Here is a 14,209-nt window from a genome sequence, read left to right on the forward strand (position 1 = left end):
GGCGCGGGCGAGGGCATGGAGAAAAGGAACAGGCAGGAAATGAGCACGGATACAGGATCGCAGAACGAAGCATTGCCGGTGATCGAGCGCGTCAAGCATGAGCTTCGCCGCCGACAGCTTACTGTCGTGGATGTCCAGCGGCTTTCGCCCGCAATGATCCGCATTGTTCTGGGTGGCGATGAGTTGCAAGGATTTGCATCGCTCTCTCCGGCGGATCACATCAAGATCTTCGTGCCGGATGGTGACGGCGGTATTGCCATGCGCGATTATACGCCGCGCTTCTTCGATCCGGTCAAGCGGCAATTGACCATCGATTTTGCCGTGCATGAAGCCGGACCCGCGACCCGCTGGGCGCTTTCGGCCAAGGTTGGGGACGGGTTGCAGATTGGTGGACCGCGCGGCTCGCAGATTATTGGCGGCTCGATCGCGGCATGGCTGTTGATCGGCGACGAGACGGCGCTTCCTTCCATTGGGCGGCGTCTGGAAGAAATGCAGGCTGGCGTACCGGTTTCTGTCGTTGCGGCCGTCCCTGATCGGGCGGATGAGCAAAACTTCGAAACCGGGGCAAGGCTCGACATGCACTGGCTGCATCGTGCCGATCCGACCGATGCTGTTCCCTACCTCGAAAAACTGAAGACAATGGAGATCGAGCCTTCGACCTTTGTGTGGATCGCAGCCGAGGGCTCTGTCGCCCGTGCCATCAGACGTTATCTGGTGGAAGAGCGGGGTCATCCGATGCCTTGGCTGAAAGCGTCCGGCTATTGGGTTCAGGGCAAGGCGGATACGGTTGAAAAGTTTGATGAGTAAAAAATGAGGTCCGGTAAACAGCAGTTTACCGGACCTCATCCAATATTTTGTTGCTTTTCGAATATCTCAAGCCTTTGCCGCAGTTGAGATAATCGAGATCCTTTCAAAGCGAGGATGCGTTAGAGCACTTCCGGTGAACACGGGTTCACCTACAATGCTCTAACTTCTTGTTTCGGCGCATTTCCGGACGCAAAACCGACTACACTTTTGCTGGAAATGTTCTAGCATCTGCGAGCTTTGATATTAGAGCGCTTTTCGATCTGATTGAATCAGATCGGCGCTCTAACGTTTTCTTTTTGAAGCATAATCTTGTCGATCCTCGTTTCACTCCGGTCGGATTATGCTCTAATGAGCCGGATCCTTGACCTTTTCGATGGTTTCGAACTCGGTGTTGTAAAGCTCGCCATCGACGCGTTCCACCTTGCGCATGTAGATGTTCTGCACGATGTCGCGTGTTGCCGGATCGATGGAGATCGGACCGCGCGGGCTGTTGATTTCCATGCCCTTTGCCGCCGCCATGAAGGCGTCGCCGGTGGCATCGCCCTTGGTTTTATCCAGGGTCTTGTAGATCAGGTCCAGGGCGTCATAGGCGGCAACAGCCACCATGTTCGGACGCATTCCGTTGTTTTCCTTTTTGAAGGCGGCAACGAAAGCCTTGTTTTCCGGCGAGTTGTGGTTTGCCGAATAGGGGCCGCCGGTAATCGCGCCAAGTGCCGGGTCGCCCATGCTGTTCAGCAGGTCGTCATCGGTCACGTCGGCCATGGCAATGACCTTGATGCCGCTCTTGTCGAGGCCGCGTTCCACGAACTGCTTCATGAAAGCCGTGCCGGCACCCGTCGGAACGAAGACAAACAGCGCCTCAGGCTTCTGATCCGCAGCCTTTTGCAGGAAGGGCGAGAAGTCGGGGTTGGCAAGCGGGACCTTCAGCTTTTCCATCACCGTGCCGCCATTGGCTTCCAGCGATTTCTGGAACCAGGTTTCGGCATCGGCGCCCGGCCCGTAGTCGGAAACGATGCTGACGAATTTCTTCGTGCCGTTCTTCGCCGCCCATTGGCCGATGACGCTTGCCATTTGCGGAACGGTCCAGGAGGCGCGCACCATATAGGGCGAGGCGTCCATGATCGACGATGTTGCCGCGACCATGACCACCTGCGGGATTTTTGCGCGCTTGGAAAGCTGGGCGACAGAAAGGGCAGCCGGCGTATTGCCGAAGCCGGTGAGAACCGAGACGCGATCCTTGGTCACGAGTTCCTGCGCCAACCGCAAGGCGTTGTCCGCCGTGGATGCATCGTCCTTGACGATGAACTCGACCTTTTTGCCGCCGGCTGTATCGCCGTGCGTTGCCACGAAGGTCTTGAGGGCGGCGCTGATCTGGCGCCCGTTGGATTGGAAGCCGCCGGTGAGCGGGATGATGACGCCAACCTTGACGGCATCGGCGGCGATGGCCGCGCCGGAAGCGGCCAGCATGGCAGCGGCGGCAATACCGCCCAACATTGTTCTTCTTTTCAACATGGTCTCCTCCATTTTAAAAAATCGGGCGCAACTGCAAGTGCGTCGCCCTTTATTCCTCGCCGCCAATCCCCAGAAAGCGGCCAAGGGTTGCCTTATCCGCCGAAAGGGCGGCACTTTCTCCGCAGAAGGCCACCGCGCCGCGATCAAGAATGACGGCGCTATCGGTGATGGCCAGAATCTGCTGGGCATGTTGCTCCACGATGATTGCGGCCATGCCTTCCTCGCGCACGATGCGGCGAATGGAGGCCAGCAATTCCTCGACGATGATCGGCGCAAGTCCCTCTGTCGGTTCGTCCAGCAGCAGGATTTTCGGGTTCAATGCCAGCGCCCTGCCGATGGACAGCATTTGCTGTTCGCCACCGGAAAGCTGGTTGCCGAAATTCTGCCGCCGTTCCCGCAGGCGGGGGAAGAGGTCGTAGACGGCTTCCAGTGTCCAGCGACCGGGCCGGGCCGAGGCGGTGATGTTCTCCTCAACCGTCAGTGAGCGGAAAATCCCGCGCTCCTGCGGCACCCAGCCCACACCGGCTTCCACCCGCCGCTCTGGCGAAAGACGGCTGATGTCCTGACCGTTCAGCATCACCCGCCCGGAATGATAGCGGGTCAATCCGACAATGCTGTTGAGCGTCGTCGTCTTGCCAACCCCGTTACGGCCCAGCAGCGCCAGCGCCTTGCCCTGCTCAAGGTTGAAACTGACCTTTTGCAGCACCACGGCACGGCCATAGCCAGCCGTGAGGTTTTCCAGCGTCAACACATCAGTCATGGTGCGCGCCTCCCAGATAGACTTCCCTGACGCGCGGATCATGCGCAATCTCATCCACCGTGCCTTCGGCAAACAGCGCCCCCGACACCAGCACCGAAATGCGGCTGGCAAAGGTGAAGACGAGGTCCATGTCATGCTCGATCAGCAGGATCGAAACATCCGATGGCAGCGCCGCAAGCCGGGAAAGAACTTCCTGACGATCAGCCTCCGGCACACCCGCAGCGGGCTCATCCATCAGCAGCACGCGCGGCTTCAGCGCAATGGCCAATGCGATTTCGAGCAGGCGCTGCTTGCCATAAGGCAGGTCGGCGCACCGGTCCTCCGCCACGCTGTCCAGCCCGAAATCGGCAAGAAGCCCGGCGATTTCGGCATCGATGCCGCGAATGCGGCCAATGCCCTTCATCAGGTTCCAGCCGTGGCCCATGCGTTCGGCAATCACCAGCGCAAGGCTTTCCACGACGCTCAACTGGCCGAAAAGCTGGTTGATCTGGAAGGTGCGCACCAGACCCCGTTGCACGCGGCTTTCGCGCTTCAGGCTGGTGATCGGCTTGCCTTCCAGCAGGATTTCGCCGGAGGAGGGCGTCAAAACCCCTGTCAGCAGGTTGATGAAAGTTGTTTTTCCGGCGCCGTTCGGGCCGATGAGGGCATGGCGGGCGCCCCGTTCGAGGCGGAAGGTCACGTCGGTCGTGGCTTTCAGCGCGCCGAAGGCTTTGTTGAGGTGGCGGGTTTCGAGAACGGCGGTCATGAATTTTCCTCACCCGAGGGGCGGTGGCCGGTTTTGCGGCTGAAAAGCCGTGCCAGGCGCTGCGTCATGGCAGCGACGGCCTGATGCGGGCGTTCGCGGCCAACAAGAACGAAGATCACCAGGAGAAGGCCGATCCAGAACTGCCAATATTGCGGCGTGACGTTGGAGAGTGCATCCTGAATGACTTCGTAGACCAGAGCGCCGATCAGGCCGCCGTAAAGATAGCCGGTTCCGCCGATTGTCAGGATCATCAGTCCATCTGCCGACTTCTGGAAGGAAAGCGCATCGAGTGACACGAATTGCTGCGTCTGGGCAAACAGGGCGCCCGCAATGCCCGCATAGGCGCCACTCAGCGTATAGATGGCAATCAGCCGCGCATTGACAGGAATGCCGACGGCGGAGGCCCGCAGCGGATTGTCGCGAATGGCGCGCAGCGAATAGCCGAAAGGCGAAGAGAGCAGGATCCGCGCGACGATCATCAGGATGAACAGCACGCCAAGACTGTAGGCACAGGCCGTCTGGCCGAAGATGTCGAATTCGAACTGGCCGAACAGCGGCTGCATCTCCATGCCGCGCAAGCCGTCGGCGCCGCCCGTCAGCCAGCTTGCCTGATTGGCGATTTCCATGACCACGGCGGCAACGCCGAGCGTCACCATCAGGCGGGTGAGGTCTGCACCGCGCAGCAGCAGAAAGCCCGTGAAAAAGGCGGCCAGCGCTCCACAGGCGCCGCCAACCAGCAGGCCGCTGATGGGTTCGCCGGTGACATGGATGGAATAAAGCCCGGCGGCATAGGCGCCCAACCCATACATCGCAGCCTGACCAAGCGAAACCATGCCCGCATAGCCAAGGATGAGGTCCAGCGACAGGGCCAGAATGGCAAAGCCGATCACCTCGTTGAGAATGAGATGATAGTCCGGCAGGAGGAACCAGGCGGCAACCGCCAGCAGCCAGAACAGGATTTCGAGAAGGCCGAAGCGCCGGCTGCGTCCAAGGGCTGTGCTGACGCGGCGCAGGGAGGGGGAAAGAACCGGAGAGGTCATCATTGCCCCCTTGAAAACAGGCCTTGCGGCTTCAAAACGAGAACGGCCACAAGAACGAAATAGATGACAAAGCCGCCGAGCGAGGGAACGTAATATTTGCCCAGCACATCGGCCATGCCAAGAAGCAGCGATGCGACCAGAGGGCCATAGAGCGTGGAGGTGCCGCCGACGGAAACGACGATCAGGAAGTAGACCATGAACTTCAGCGGAAAGGTCGGATCGAGGCTGATGATTTCGGCGCCCAGCGCGCCGCCAAGACCGGCAAGACCGGAGCCGACGGCAAAGGTGACGGCAAAAATCGTGTTGACCTGAATGCCGACGCCGCGCGCCACCCGCCGGTCGTCCACCGCGGCCCGGAGCTGGCTGCCGAAACGGGTGCGGCTATTGATGAGCTGAAGGCCGACAGCCAGAAGGCCGCAGACGACGATCAGAAAGGCGCGGTAGACGCCGATGCCCACGCCCGCAATTTCTATACGGCCTTTGAGGAATTCGGGAAGATTGAGGATCTGCTGCTGCGATCCCACCAGATAATCCACGCCAGCAACCGCCATGAAGACGATGCCGATGGAAAACAGAACCTGATCGAGCGGCCCCTTCTCATACATCGGCTTGTAAAGAAGCTTTTCCAGCACGCCGCCGACAAGAGCCGTCATCACGAAGGCAATGGGCAAGGTGGCCAGAAATGGCAGACCGATCCTGTTGGTCAGCAGCACGGTGATATAGCCGCCCGCCATGGCAAAGGCTCCATGCGCGAGATTGATGAAATTCATCAATCCAAGCGTCACGGCAAGGCCGCAGGACAGTACAAACAACAGCATACCATAGGCAAGGCCGTCGAACAAAAGGGTGAGCATTGATCCTCCCAGTCCGGGTAAAACTGATCCACGGTTCTCCTCCCGCGGGCAATCTTTCCAGCACCATGTCTTGAACGGGGAATCTTTCCCATTTAAAAATGGTGAACATGGCATAAGAAAAGGCTATAGATGAGTGTATAAAATTTTCGCTCGGCCCTGAATTTCATGCGAAATCGAAAAAGAGGCCTTGGCATTCGGGGCTGAACGAAACGAAGAAAGGCTCCTGCTGGGTGCAACAGGAACCTTCATCTTTCAGGGGGGTGCCCACATTCATGCCGGTGGAATTTTTCGCCCGTTGTTCAGCGCGGAAAGACCATGCCGTCAAACAGCTTGCGTGCCGTGCGGATGTTTCCGGCGCCACGGATGGCGCCATCCTCGGCCAGATCGAGAAAAACCTCCATGTCGCCGGTTGGATGTTCGACAAGGAAGCGGCCATCCTGCGGCTGAACGGCCAGTGCCGCAGCCGGGCCGGAGGAAAGGCGCGTCGCGGTGGCAACCGTTATGGCGGCAAAGACACCGACGGATGCATGAACCCGATGCGGAATGAAGCTGCGCGTGGAAATCGCCCCACCCGCAGACGGTGCGGAAACCAGCGTCATCTTCGGGACGGATGCTTCCTTGACGTCGCCAAGATTCATCATCGGTCCTGCCTTGAGGCGAATGGCTTCGATGCGCGCCTTGAGGGCCTCGTCTGCCTCCAGCGCCTCGCGGCTTTCGGTTCCCGTAAGGCCGAAATCGCTGGCCCGCAGGATAACGCAGGGCATACCGTTATCGATCAGCGTGGTTTCCACGCCATCGATGACATCCACTTCCTTGCCCGTCGGCAGCAAGGCCCCGCACATGGAGCCTGCAATATTGGCAAACAGCAAGGGAATGGCAGCATGGCGACCCGGCACCCCGGCAATGGAGGCGGTGCCATGGTAATTCACCCGGCCTTCCGGGGTGGCAATTCGGGCAATGGCGACTTCTCCGGAATTGACCATGTGGATGCGGACCTCGGTTTCGTCTCCCGCAACCTTTACCAGCCCACGCTCGATTGCCGCAGGGCCGACCGCGGCAAGGATATTGCCGCAGCCCTGGGCCGTACTGACCAGAGCCTGATCGACGAAGACCTGAAGAAACAGGTAATCGACATCGGCATCCGCACGCGACGACTTCGACAGGATCGCCACCTTGGAGGTCAAGGGATCGGCGCCGCCGATCCCGTCGATCTGCCGGGGATCGGGCGATCCCATGATGCGCAACAGAAGGTCATCCCGTGCGGCGGGATCGGCGGGCATGTCCTCGGCGAGAAAATAGGCCCCCTTGGAGGTTCCGCCGCGCATCCACAGGCAGCGAATACCGTCCTCAGACATATTTCAGCCCCTTCGCAGCCAGGGTCTCGCGCATGTTGTAAATGTCGAGGCCAAGTTCACCGGCCGCCAGACGCTTGCGTTTGGCCTCTTCATTGGCAAGGCGCTGTTCGGCTGCCGCCAGCACCGTTTCGGCCTCGGCGCGCTTGACCACGCAAACGCCGTCGTCATCGGCAATGATGATGTCGCCGGCTTCGATATAGGCGCTGGCGCACACCACCGGAACATTGACGGAGCCGAGCGTTTCCTTGACCGTGCCCTGAGCCGAGACGGCCTTGGACCAGACGGGAAACTGCATGGCGGTGAGATCGCGAATATCACGCACTCCCGCATCGATAATCAGGCCGCGGCAGCCGCGCGCCTGCGCGGAGGTGGCCAGAAGATCCCCGAAATAGCCGTTGTCGCAGGGGCTGGTGGGCGCGAGAACCAGAATGTCACCGGGCTTGATCTGTTCGATGGCCACATGGACCATCCAGTTGTCGCCGGGAGGGGCGGAAATCGTCACCGCCGAACCGGCGATCTGCGCGCCGGCATAGATGGGGCGCATATAGCTTGCCAACATGCCCTTGCGGCCCTGTGCTTCATGCACGGTCGCCACGCCAGCCTTGGCCAGCCTGTCGATCGTGTCGGACGAGGCCCGCTCGATGTTCTGAACGACGACAGCCATATCAATGCTCCTTTTTGGCTATGGGAGGCGTTCCGTGCGTGTGGAACGTCTCGATGGTCTTCAGGCCCCAGGCCTGGCCCTTCAAACGGTCGGTCTGGGTCCATTCCACAGGCTTCCAGTCGGGCGCCAGAATGAGGCGCGCACCGGCATTGGCCAGCTCGATGCGGTTTCCGGCAGGCTCCCAGACGTACAGGAAGAAGGTGCCCTGCACCGCGTGCTTGTGCGGGCCGGTTTCGATATGAACGCCATTTTGCAGGAAAATATCGGCAGCGCGCAAAATGTCTTCCCGCTGGTCCGTGGCATAGGTCACGTGGTGCAGACGCGCATTGCCGCCGCCATGTTCTTCCGTGCAGGCCAGATCATAGGTCTTGTTGTTGACCGTGAACCAGCAGCCACCAAGGCGCCCGTTGTCGAGCTGGATATATTCCGTGACGCGCGAACCCAGGCAGGTCTGCATGAAGCGCTTGAATTCAGTGACATCGGCGGAAAGCAGATTGAGGTGATCGATGCGCCGGGGTGCGGCACCCGTAAAGGCTGACGCGGTGTTCTTGAGCGCTGCCTTTTCGGCCTCGTCCTGCGGTGCATACCAGTTGGTGTCGTAATAGATTTCGAAGACATGGCCAAAGGGATCTTCGAAGCGAAAGGCGCGGCCATGGCTGAGATCGCCATCGTTCCAGCCGATCACCTTGTAGCCGGAGACCTCGATGGCCGCCACGCGGCGCTCCAGAGCCTCGGGCGAGGCGGCGCGATAGCCGATATGGGCAACGCCCGTCGTATCGGAACGGGTCAGCTTCAGCGAGGCATATTCATAATCGTCCCAGGCACGCAGATAGGCGGACTGATCGTCCTGTCCCGACAGTTTCAGGCCGTAGACGCGGGTGAAAAAGTCGAGGCTTTCGTCAAATTTATTGGTGAGAATTTCCACATGCCCCAGATGGGCAATATCAAAGCAGGCTTCCATTGTTCCTCCCGATCCAAATTTGCCACAGCGGATGCTTGTCAAGCGGAGCCGCGTTGTTACGCGAGCGTCCACGCCGGGATGGGCGGGCGCTTCCCCAATGTGCCGGGGCTGTGGCAGGTTGTTGCTGCATCCTCATGGCGCAGGCGCCGCCATGGCTGCCTGGCTTTCGGATCGCTTCCCAAGGCTGATGGCGCAAGAGAAACGATCCCTATTTCAACAGGTCAAGCGCAATCCCGGATGCCTTCGGTCAAAGGCGGAAGGATCACGCTTGTTCAGGCCCTCAAAGCTCGTCCAGCGTGCGCGGGAAGAAGGACTGGAAGCCTTCAGCATATTTTGCCTTGCGCCCGCCGGACTGACCGCCGGAATTGCGCATGAAGTGGTTGGCGCGGTTTTCGGCGACATTCTTGTAATAGGCCCAGAGATGCTCCTGGCCTTCCATGCACTGGATTGCGGCCCACTTCTTTTCCCAGACGGGCGTGATGTCGAGGAAAACGTCCGGCTTCCAGCCCATCTGCTCGGTCTGGTGCGGTTCGAAAAGGTAGAGTTGCGGGGCGCCCAGAACCTTCTGGCCCGGATTGTGACCCCAGGCCTGCGCGATCATGCGTGTTTCAAGCGCCACCTGCGTGGCATACATGTGGTCGGTGTTATAGGGATCGAACTGCGAGTGGCTCAGCATGAAGGAGGGCTGCACGTCGCGAATGACATCGACCAGACGGAACTTGTCCTCGTCCGTCAGGCGCAAGGGATAGTCGCCGAGGTCGAAGGAAATCAGGTTATGCACGCCAAGCGCTTCGGCGGCCTTTTCGGATTCGGCGCGGCGGGCGGCCTTGACGCGATCGAGCGTCATGCCGGCATCCTTCCACAGCTTGGCCGATTCACCGCGCTCGCCGAAGGAAAGGCAGACAACGGTGACTTCGTAACCCTTGTCTGCATGGAGAGCGATGGCTCCGCCGCAGCGCCAAACGAAATCCGCAGCATGGGCGCTGATGACCAGCGCGGTTTTTTTCTCGGACATGACTGTCTCCCTCGATTGTGTTTCCCGCCGCAGTTCTGGCCCCAAATACGGGAGGCGACAATTCGGAAGAGCCGCGCCCGTCATAAGATCCTGCTATAATGGCTGGCATTTCACGGCGTCGCGCCGTTAGAAATTGGCATAATTCAAGAATGCGGCGAGAGGAGCGCAGCAGGTCCATGACCATGATCAATCATCGGAAAATAGCCATTGCGGGTTTTGGTGAGGCGGCGCGCGCCTTTGCATCCGGCTGGACACGCGGGGAAGAAAGCGAGGTGGCGGCGTTTGATCCGAAGCTTGCCGATGCGCAGGCCGCTCCGTCGATGGAGAAAGCGGGAGAAGAGCTTGGCGTTGTGCTTTGCCCCGTTTCGTCCGAGGCGCTGCGCGATGCGGGCGGCGTTTTCAGCCTTGTCACGGCCGACTGCGCGGCAGATGCGGCCGCCCAGTCTGCGCCCCACCTTGCCGCTGGCGCCTTTTTCTTCGACTGTAATTCCTGTTCGCCAGTGACGAAGGCGCAGAATGCCGAGGTGATCGAGGCGGCGGGTGGCCGATATGTGGATGTTGCGGTCATGGCTCCGGTCCATCCCTTGCGCCATCGCACCCCGCTTCTGATCGCCGGTCCCCATGCCGAACCGGCGCTTGATTATCTCTCGGCTCTTGGAATGCAGGGCAAGATTGCCGGAAACCGTGTGGGTGAGGCATCTGCCATCAAGATGATGCGTTCTGTCATCATCAAGGGGCTGGAGGCCCTGACGGCTGAATCCATGCTCGCGGCAAGACGCGCAGGCGTCGAAGATGCCGTTATCGCCTCCCTTCAGGCTTCCGACCCCGGCATTGATTGGCAAAAGCGGTTCTCCTATAATCTGGAAAGAATGATGGTTCATGGCGCACGCCGTGCCGCCGAAATGCGGGAAGTGGCCAAAACGCTGAGCGACTATGGCATTTCCAACCGGCTTGCGACGGCAATAGCCGAGTGGCAGGATGAGATTGCCGGGCTTCGTATGGAGGGCGGCGAGGATAATCTTGCCCTGCGTCTCGATCGTATTCTGGAAAGCAGAGGCTAAAGACGCGGCTCATCGCTTGTTGCAGAGATGACCCTTGCGAACATCAAGGCAAGTCCGGGCTCAATATCACCTTCAATTCATCCTTAACGCGACTATTGTTTACTGCATAATTCCTTAAATCGGAATCGATTTAAGGTGAAAATTATGCAGCAGATTTAAAGGTTTACAGCGTCCTTCGTGCGTTTGATAAAACGCACGGCGCTGTAAGGATGGCAGGTCCGTCTTGGGGGCTGGCGATTGGAGAAGGGTCATGCGGTTCAATCTTCGGCATCTGCGCGTTCTGCTGGCGGTTGTCGATACGCATTCGGTCACGCGGGCGGCGGAATTGTGCCATGTGTCCCAGCCTGCCGTCACCCAGGCTCTTTCCAAGATCGAGGCCATGGTGGGCGAGGTCTTGTTTACCAGAAGTCCGCATGGCCTGTTTGCCAATTCCCTGTGCGATGTGCTGGCGCGGCGCGTTCGCCGCGCGCTGAATTTTCTTGATCCCGCTTTCGAGGAGGTGGCGCCGCGGCTGAAGGTCACGGCCACCTTTTCTCAGCTCGAAGCGCTGATCGCGGTGCGCGAACGGGAAAACTACACGCTGGCGGCGCGGCGCATGGGTGTGTCGCAGCCCACCGTGCATCGCGCCGTTTCGCAATTGGAGCGGGAGGCGGGACGGCCGCTTTTCGAGCGCACGGCCTATGGCACGATGGCAACGCGGGCCGCCCAGGTTCTGGCGCAGGCAGCCCGCCTTGCGCTGGCCGAGCTTTCTCAGGCAGAAGCCGATCTTGCCGATCACCGTTCGGAGGAAGCTGGAAGGCTGGTGATCGGCTCCATGCCTCTGTCGCGCTCCTATATTCTTCCCACGGCGATTGCGCGCTTTCGTCAACAGCGCCCACGATTGCCTATTCAGGTCGTGGAAGGCGCTTATGGCGAGCTTCTTGCTGGTCTTCGGCGGGGGGAGATCGATTTCCTCATCGGCGCCTTGCGCGATCCGCCGCCGATCGGCGATGTCGAGCAATCTGTCCTGTTTTACGATACGGTCGTCATCGTGGCGGGTCATCACCACCCTCTGATCGGCCGCGATCGGATCCCGGTGGAGGAGTTGGCGGCCTATCCTTGGGTCGTTTCGACGGTGGGAACACCGATCCGTCTGCATTTCGAAGCGCTTTTCAACGATAGCGGTTGCGATCTTCCGGTCAGCATTGTCGAGTCGGGATCGCTCATTCTGATGCGGGAGCTTCTTGATCGCAGCGACCACCTTGGCTTTATCTCCGGCGGTCAGGCGCGGGCCGAAATCGATCGGTCCCTTGTCACCGCCCTGAATGTTGACCTGGCGCATACGCGCCGCCCGATTGGTCTGACGCGGCGCATGGGATGGCTGCCGACGGCTGCCCAAAGCCTCTTTCTCGACCATCTGGAAGCTTTGAGCGGCGATGCGGCATAATTGCCGGTGACTGTCCGGTATAGCCTCCGCTTATGGCCTTTCCCGTCTTTCCAAATGGTGAAGCGCGCCTGCCTGACCTAATGCTGCTGCCCAAGGTGAGGAGTTTGGTCTGACGCTGGAGGCGTTCAGGCGGTGCGAGAAGAGGCGCGTGCCTCGTCTTCCATATCTTCGCCGCGCGGCAACAGCTCGTGACGGAAACGGGGGAGCTGTTGCGAAACAGCTTTTGTTTTTGAGCATTTCCGCACGGAAAACCGTGACTCCACTTTTCCTGGAAATGCTCTAGCCCTATGGGAGGAATGAAGTTCTATGACCGGAACTCTCGACGTCAAATCTTTCATCGATGACCGCGGCATGTCCGCCCGGCAATGGTTATTGACCGTTCTCTGTTTTCTGATCGTCTTCTGCGACGGGATCGATGTGGCAATCATGGGCTTTCTTGCCCCTGCCATCACCGCGGAATGGGGAATTTCCAAATCAGCCTTCGGGCTTGTCATGGGTGCTGCACCCGTGGGCCTTGCGATCGGCGCGATTTTTGCCGGTTCGTCTTCCGATCTGATCGGGCGTCGCAAGGTTCTGCTCGCCTCCGTCTTTGCCTTCGGGGTTTTGACTTTCCTGACGGCCTACGCCCAGTCGCCCATGCAAATGGCGGTCTTGCGCTTTCTTACCGGTCTTGGTCTTGGTGCCGCCATGCCGAATACCACGACGCTTCTGTCTGAATATGTGCCGGAAAAGCGTCGCTCGCTGTTGCTGGCCACCATGTTCACCGGCTTCAATCTCGGTTCGGCCATCATAGGTTTCGTGGCGGCCTTTCTTCTGCCTGCCCATGGCTGGCAGTCCGTTCTGCATTTCGGTGGCGCGTTGCCGCTGGTGCTTTTCGTGGCGCTGCTGGTCTTTCTGCCGGAATCGGTGCGCTACATGGTGGTGCGCAATCACCCTGCCGATCGCATCCGCGCGGTTCTCGCATCTGTCTCCGGTTCCAGGCTTGATGGCGTTGACCGCTTCACGCTGACGGAAGAGCGTGTTGAATCCAAGCAGCCGGTTGGCGTGTTGTTTTCGAAAAACTTTGCGCTACGCACCTTCATGCTGTGGATCTGCTACTTCATGGGCCTTCTGGTGATTTATCTCACCACAAGCTGGCTTCCGAGCATGATCCGCGATGCCGGAATGCCGATGCAGACGGCTGCGAATGTGACGGCCATGTTCCAGTTGGGTGGCACGATCGGCGCCGTGGTGGTCGGGGTGTTCATGCATTACTTCGGCGCGCAGCGCGCCATTGCCGCCGCTTACCTCCTTGGGGCGCTGGCCCTGGTGGTGCTGGGCCTTTCCGGTCTGGAATCGGCAATGCTTGCCATGATCGTCGCCGTTGTCGGCTTTTGCATGAGCGGTGGCCAAACCGGCCTCAACGCCTTTGCGCCGGGATGCTACCCGACGCAGGCGCGGGCAACCGGCGTCAGCTGGATGCTCGGCGTTGGCCGTCTGGGCAGCATTTTCGGATCGTCCATCGGTGGCGTCCTGTTGAGCTTCGGCTGGGACTTCAAGGGTATCTTCACGGTTCTGGCCATTCCGGCCGTGCTTGGCGCCGTCGCCATTTCCATAACCGCGTTGAGCGCCCGCCGCAGCGGCAAGGTGGCGCAAGCCAAGGCCTGATACATAAGCCCCCAAGTGGCGCAGATCAGTACTGATAGCCCGCCTGAAACAGACGTCAAGACGATGTTCCAAGCCCGGTGACGGTTCCGTCACCGGGCTTTTTGTGGTGTCTTCCGGGCTTGCCTGGACCGTTTCTGTTGCGAGACATCAATCCCTTTTGCCGGAAACTCGCACGGAAATCTTTGCGTCGTGTCTTGTTGAATTTCATAGAACGTACGGCGCTGTGCGCCACCCCGGAAAAGATTCGGAATTGCACAATGCAAAACGGAGGGTCACTTGGCGTGACCCTCCGTAGCTTTTTGCGTGGATGTGATGGCGTCCGCCCGGTGCCTGCCTGCCATCCGTCGGAAATTTCGTTTCCA

Annotated in this window: 13 protein-coding genes; 4 read left to right on the forward strand and 9 right to left on the reverse strand. The window is 59.7% G+C overall.

Annotation, left to right across the window (positions count from 1 at the left end; all coding sequences use genetic code 11):
* Positions 1 to 39: 39 nt before the first annotated feature.
* Positions 40 to 807 carry a siderophore-interacting protein gene (locus T424_RS22895; RefSeq protein WP_169737301.1) on the forward strand — a complete coding sequence of 256 codons (768 nt, stop codon included), beginning with the start codon at positions 40 to 42 and terminating at the stop codon, positions 805 to 807.
* Positions 808 to 1,152: 345 nt separating this feature from the next.
* On the opposite strand, the gene T424_RS0113210 is transcribed toward T424_RS22895, so the two are convergent.
* The 9 genes from T424_RS0113210 to T424_RS0113255 form a co-directional block, all read right to left on the reverse strand.
* Complete coding sequence (locus T424_RS0113210; protein WP_027488149.1) at positions 1,153 to 2,319, reverse strand: ABC transporter substrate-binding protein; 1,167 nt, start codon at positions 2,317 to 2,319, stop codon at positions 1,153 to 1,155.
* 49 nt (positions 2,320 to 2,368) lie between these two features.
* On the reverse strand, positions 2,369 to 3,079 hold the full coding sequence (locus tag T424_RS0113215; protein ID WP_027488150.1) for an ABC transporter ATP-binding protein: 711 nt from the start codon (positions 3,077 to 3,079) through the stop codon (positions 2,369 to 2,371).
* Positions 3,072 to 3,824 (reverse strand): ABC transporter ATP-binding protein, encoded by a 753-nt coding sequence (locus T424_RS0113220; RefSeq protein ID WP_027488151.1) that lies wholly within the window; start codon positions 3,822 to 3,824, stop codon positions 3,072 to 3,074. Before T424_RS0113220 ends, T424_RS0113215 begins: the two co-directional genes overlap by 8 nt.
* Positions 3,821 to 4,867, reverse strand: coding sequence for a branched-chain amino acid ABC transporter permease (locus T424_RS0113225; RefSeq protein ID WP_051558970.1), 1,047 nt, complete (start codon positions 4,865 to 4,867; stop codon positions 3,821 to 3,823). Before T424_RS0113225 ends, T424_RS0113220 begins: the two co-directional genes overlap by 4 nt.
* On the reverse strand, positions 4,864 to 5,718 hold the full coding sequence (locus T424_RS0113230; protein ID WP_027488153.1) for a branched-chain amino acid ABC transporter permease: 855 nt from the start codon (positions 5,716 to 5,718) through the stop codon (positions 4,864 to 4,866). Before T424_RS0113230 ends, T424_RS0113225 begins: the two co-directional genes overlap by 4 nt.
* Before the next feature lie 299 nt (positions 5,719 to 6,017).
* Complete coding sequence (locus T424_RS0113240) at positions 6,018 to 7,073, reverse strand: 4-oxalomesaconate tautomerase (RefSeq protein ID WP_027488154.1); 1,056 nt, start codon at positions 7,071 to 7,073, stop codon at positions 6,018 to 6,020.
* Positions 7,066 to 7,737: a 4-carboxy-4-hydroxy-2-oxoadipate aldolase/oxaloacetate decarboxylase gene (locus T424_RS0113245; protein ID WP_027488155.1), complete on the reverse strand. Its 672-nt coding sequence runs from the start codon at positions 7,735 to 7,737 to the stop codon at positions 7,066 to 7,068. Before T424_RS0113245 ends, T424_RS0113240 begins: the two co-directional genes overlap by 8 nt.
* Position 7,738: 1 nt before the next feature.
* Entirely contained in the window at positions 7,739 to 8,698 is a 960-nt protein-coding gene (locus T424_RS0113250) for a VOC family protein (RefSeq protein ID WP_027488156.1), read from the reverse strand.
* Positions 8,699 to 8,978: 280 nt separating this feature from the next.
* Entirely contained in the window at positions 8,979 to 9,713 is a 735-nt protein-coding gene (locus T424_RS0113255; protein WP_027488157.1) for a PIG-L deacetylase family protein, read from the reverse strand.
* Positions 9,714 to 9,889: 176 nt separating this feature from the next.
* Between T424_RS0113255 and T424_RS0113260 the strand changes: the two genes are divergently transcribed.
* The 3 genes from T424_RS0113260 to T424_RS0113270 all read left to right on the forward strand — a co-directional run bounded on the left by T424_RS0113260 (position 9,890) and on the right by T424_RS0113270 (position 13,847).
* Entirely contained in the window at positions 9,890 to 10,774 is an 885-nt protein-coding gene (locus T424_RS0113260) for an NAD(P)-dependent oxidoreductase (RefSeq protein ID WP_027488158.1), read from the forward strand.
* A gap of 250 nt (positions 10,775 to 11,024) precedes the next feature.
* Positions 11,025 to 12,200: a LysR family transcriptional regulator gene (locus T424_RS0113265; RefSeq protein ID WP_027488159.1), complete on the forward strand. Its 1,176-nt coding sequence runs from the start codon at positions 11,025 to 11,027 to the stop codon at positions 12,198 to 12,200.
* 306 nt (positions 12,201 to 12,506) lie between these two features.
* Positions 12,507 to 13,847: an MFS transporter gene (locus tag T424_RS0113270; protein WP_027488160.1), complete on the forward strand. Its 1,341-nt coding sequence runs from the start codon at positions 12,507 to 12,509 to the stop codon at positions 13,845 to 13,847.
* Positions 13,848 to 14,209 lie beyond the last annotated feature (362 nt).

Source organism: Allorhizobium undicola ORS 992 = ATCC 700741 (assembly GCF_000621665.1).
Lineage (GTDB): Bacteria > Pseudomonadota > Alphaproteobacteria > Rhizobiales > Rhizobiaceae > Allorhizobium > Allorhizobium undicola.

Excerpts from the sequence above, each read along its gene's own strand:
- T424_RS0113260 (WP_027488158.1), top strand. The coding sequence starts at position 9,890 with ATGACCATGATCAATCATCGGAAAATAGCCATTGCGGGTTTTGGTGAG.
- T424_RS0113210 (WP_027488149.1), bottom strand. The coding sequence starts at position 2,319 with ATGTTGAAAAGAAGAACAATGTTGGGCGGTATTGCCGCCGCTGCCATG.
- T424_RS0113240 (WP_027488154.1), bottom strand. The coding sequence starts at position 7,073 with ATGTCTGAGGACGGTATTCGCTGCCTGTGGATGCGCGGCGGAACCTCC.
- T424_RS0113220 (WP_027488151.1), bottom strand. The coding sequence starts at position 3,824 with ATGACCGCCGTTCTCGAAACCCGCCACCTCAACAAAGCCTTCGGCGCG.
- T424_RS0113245 (WP_027488155.1), bottom strand. The coding sequence starts at position 7,737 with ATGGCTGTCGTCGTTCAGAACATCGAGCGGGCCTCGTCCGACACGATC.
- T424_RS0113250 (WP_027488156.1), bottom strand. The coding sequence starts at position 8,698 with ATGGAAGCCTGCTTTGATATTGCCCATCTGGGGCATGTGGAAATTCTC.
- T424_RS22895 (WP_169737301.1), top strand. The coding sequence starts at position 40 with ATGAGCACGGATACAGGATCGCAGAACGAAGCATTGCCGGTGATCGAG.
- T424_RS0113230 (WP_027488153.1), bottom strand. The coding sequence starts at position 5,718 with ATGCTCACCCTTTTGTTCGACGGCCTTGCCTATGGTATGCTGTTGTTT.
- T424_RS0113270 (WP_027488160.1), top strand. The coding sequence starts at position 12,507 with ATGACCGGAACTCTCGACGTCAAATCTTTCATCGATGACCGCGGCATG.
- T424_RS0113215 (WP_027488150.1), bottom strand. The coding sequence starts at position 3,079 with ATGACTGATGTGTTGACGCTGGAAAACCTCACGGCTGGCTATGGCCGT.
- T424_RS0113265 (WP_027488159.1), top strand. The coding sequence starts at position 11,025 with ATGCGGTTCAATCTTCGGCATCTGCGCGTTCTGCTGGCGGTTGTCGAT.
- T424_RS0113255 (WP_027488157.1), bottom strand. The coding sequence starts at position 9,713 with ATGTCCGAGAAAAAAACCGCGCTGGTCATCAGCGCCCATGCTGCGGAT.
- T424_RS0113225 (WP_051558970.1), bottom strand. The coding sequence starts at position 4,867 with ATGATGACCTCTCCGGTTCTTTCCCCCTCCCTGCGCCGCGTCAGCACA.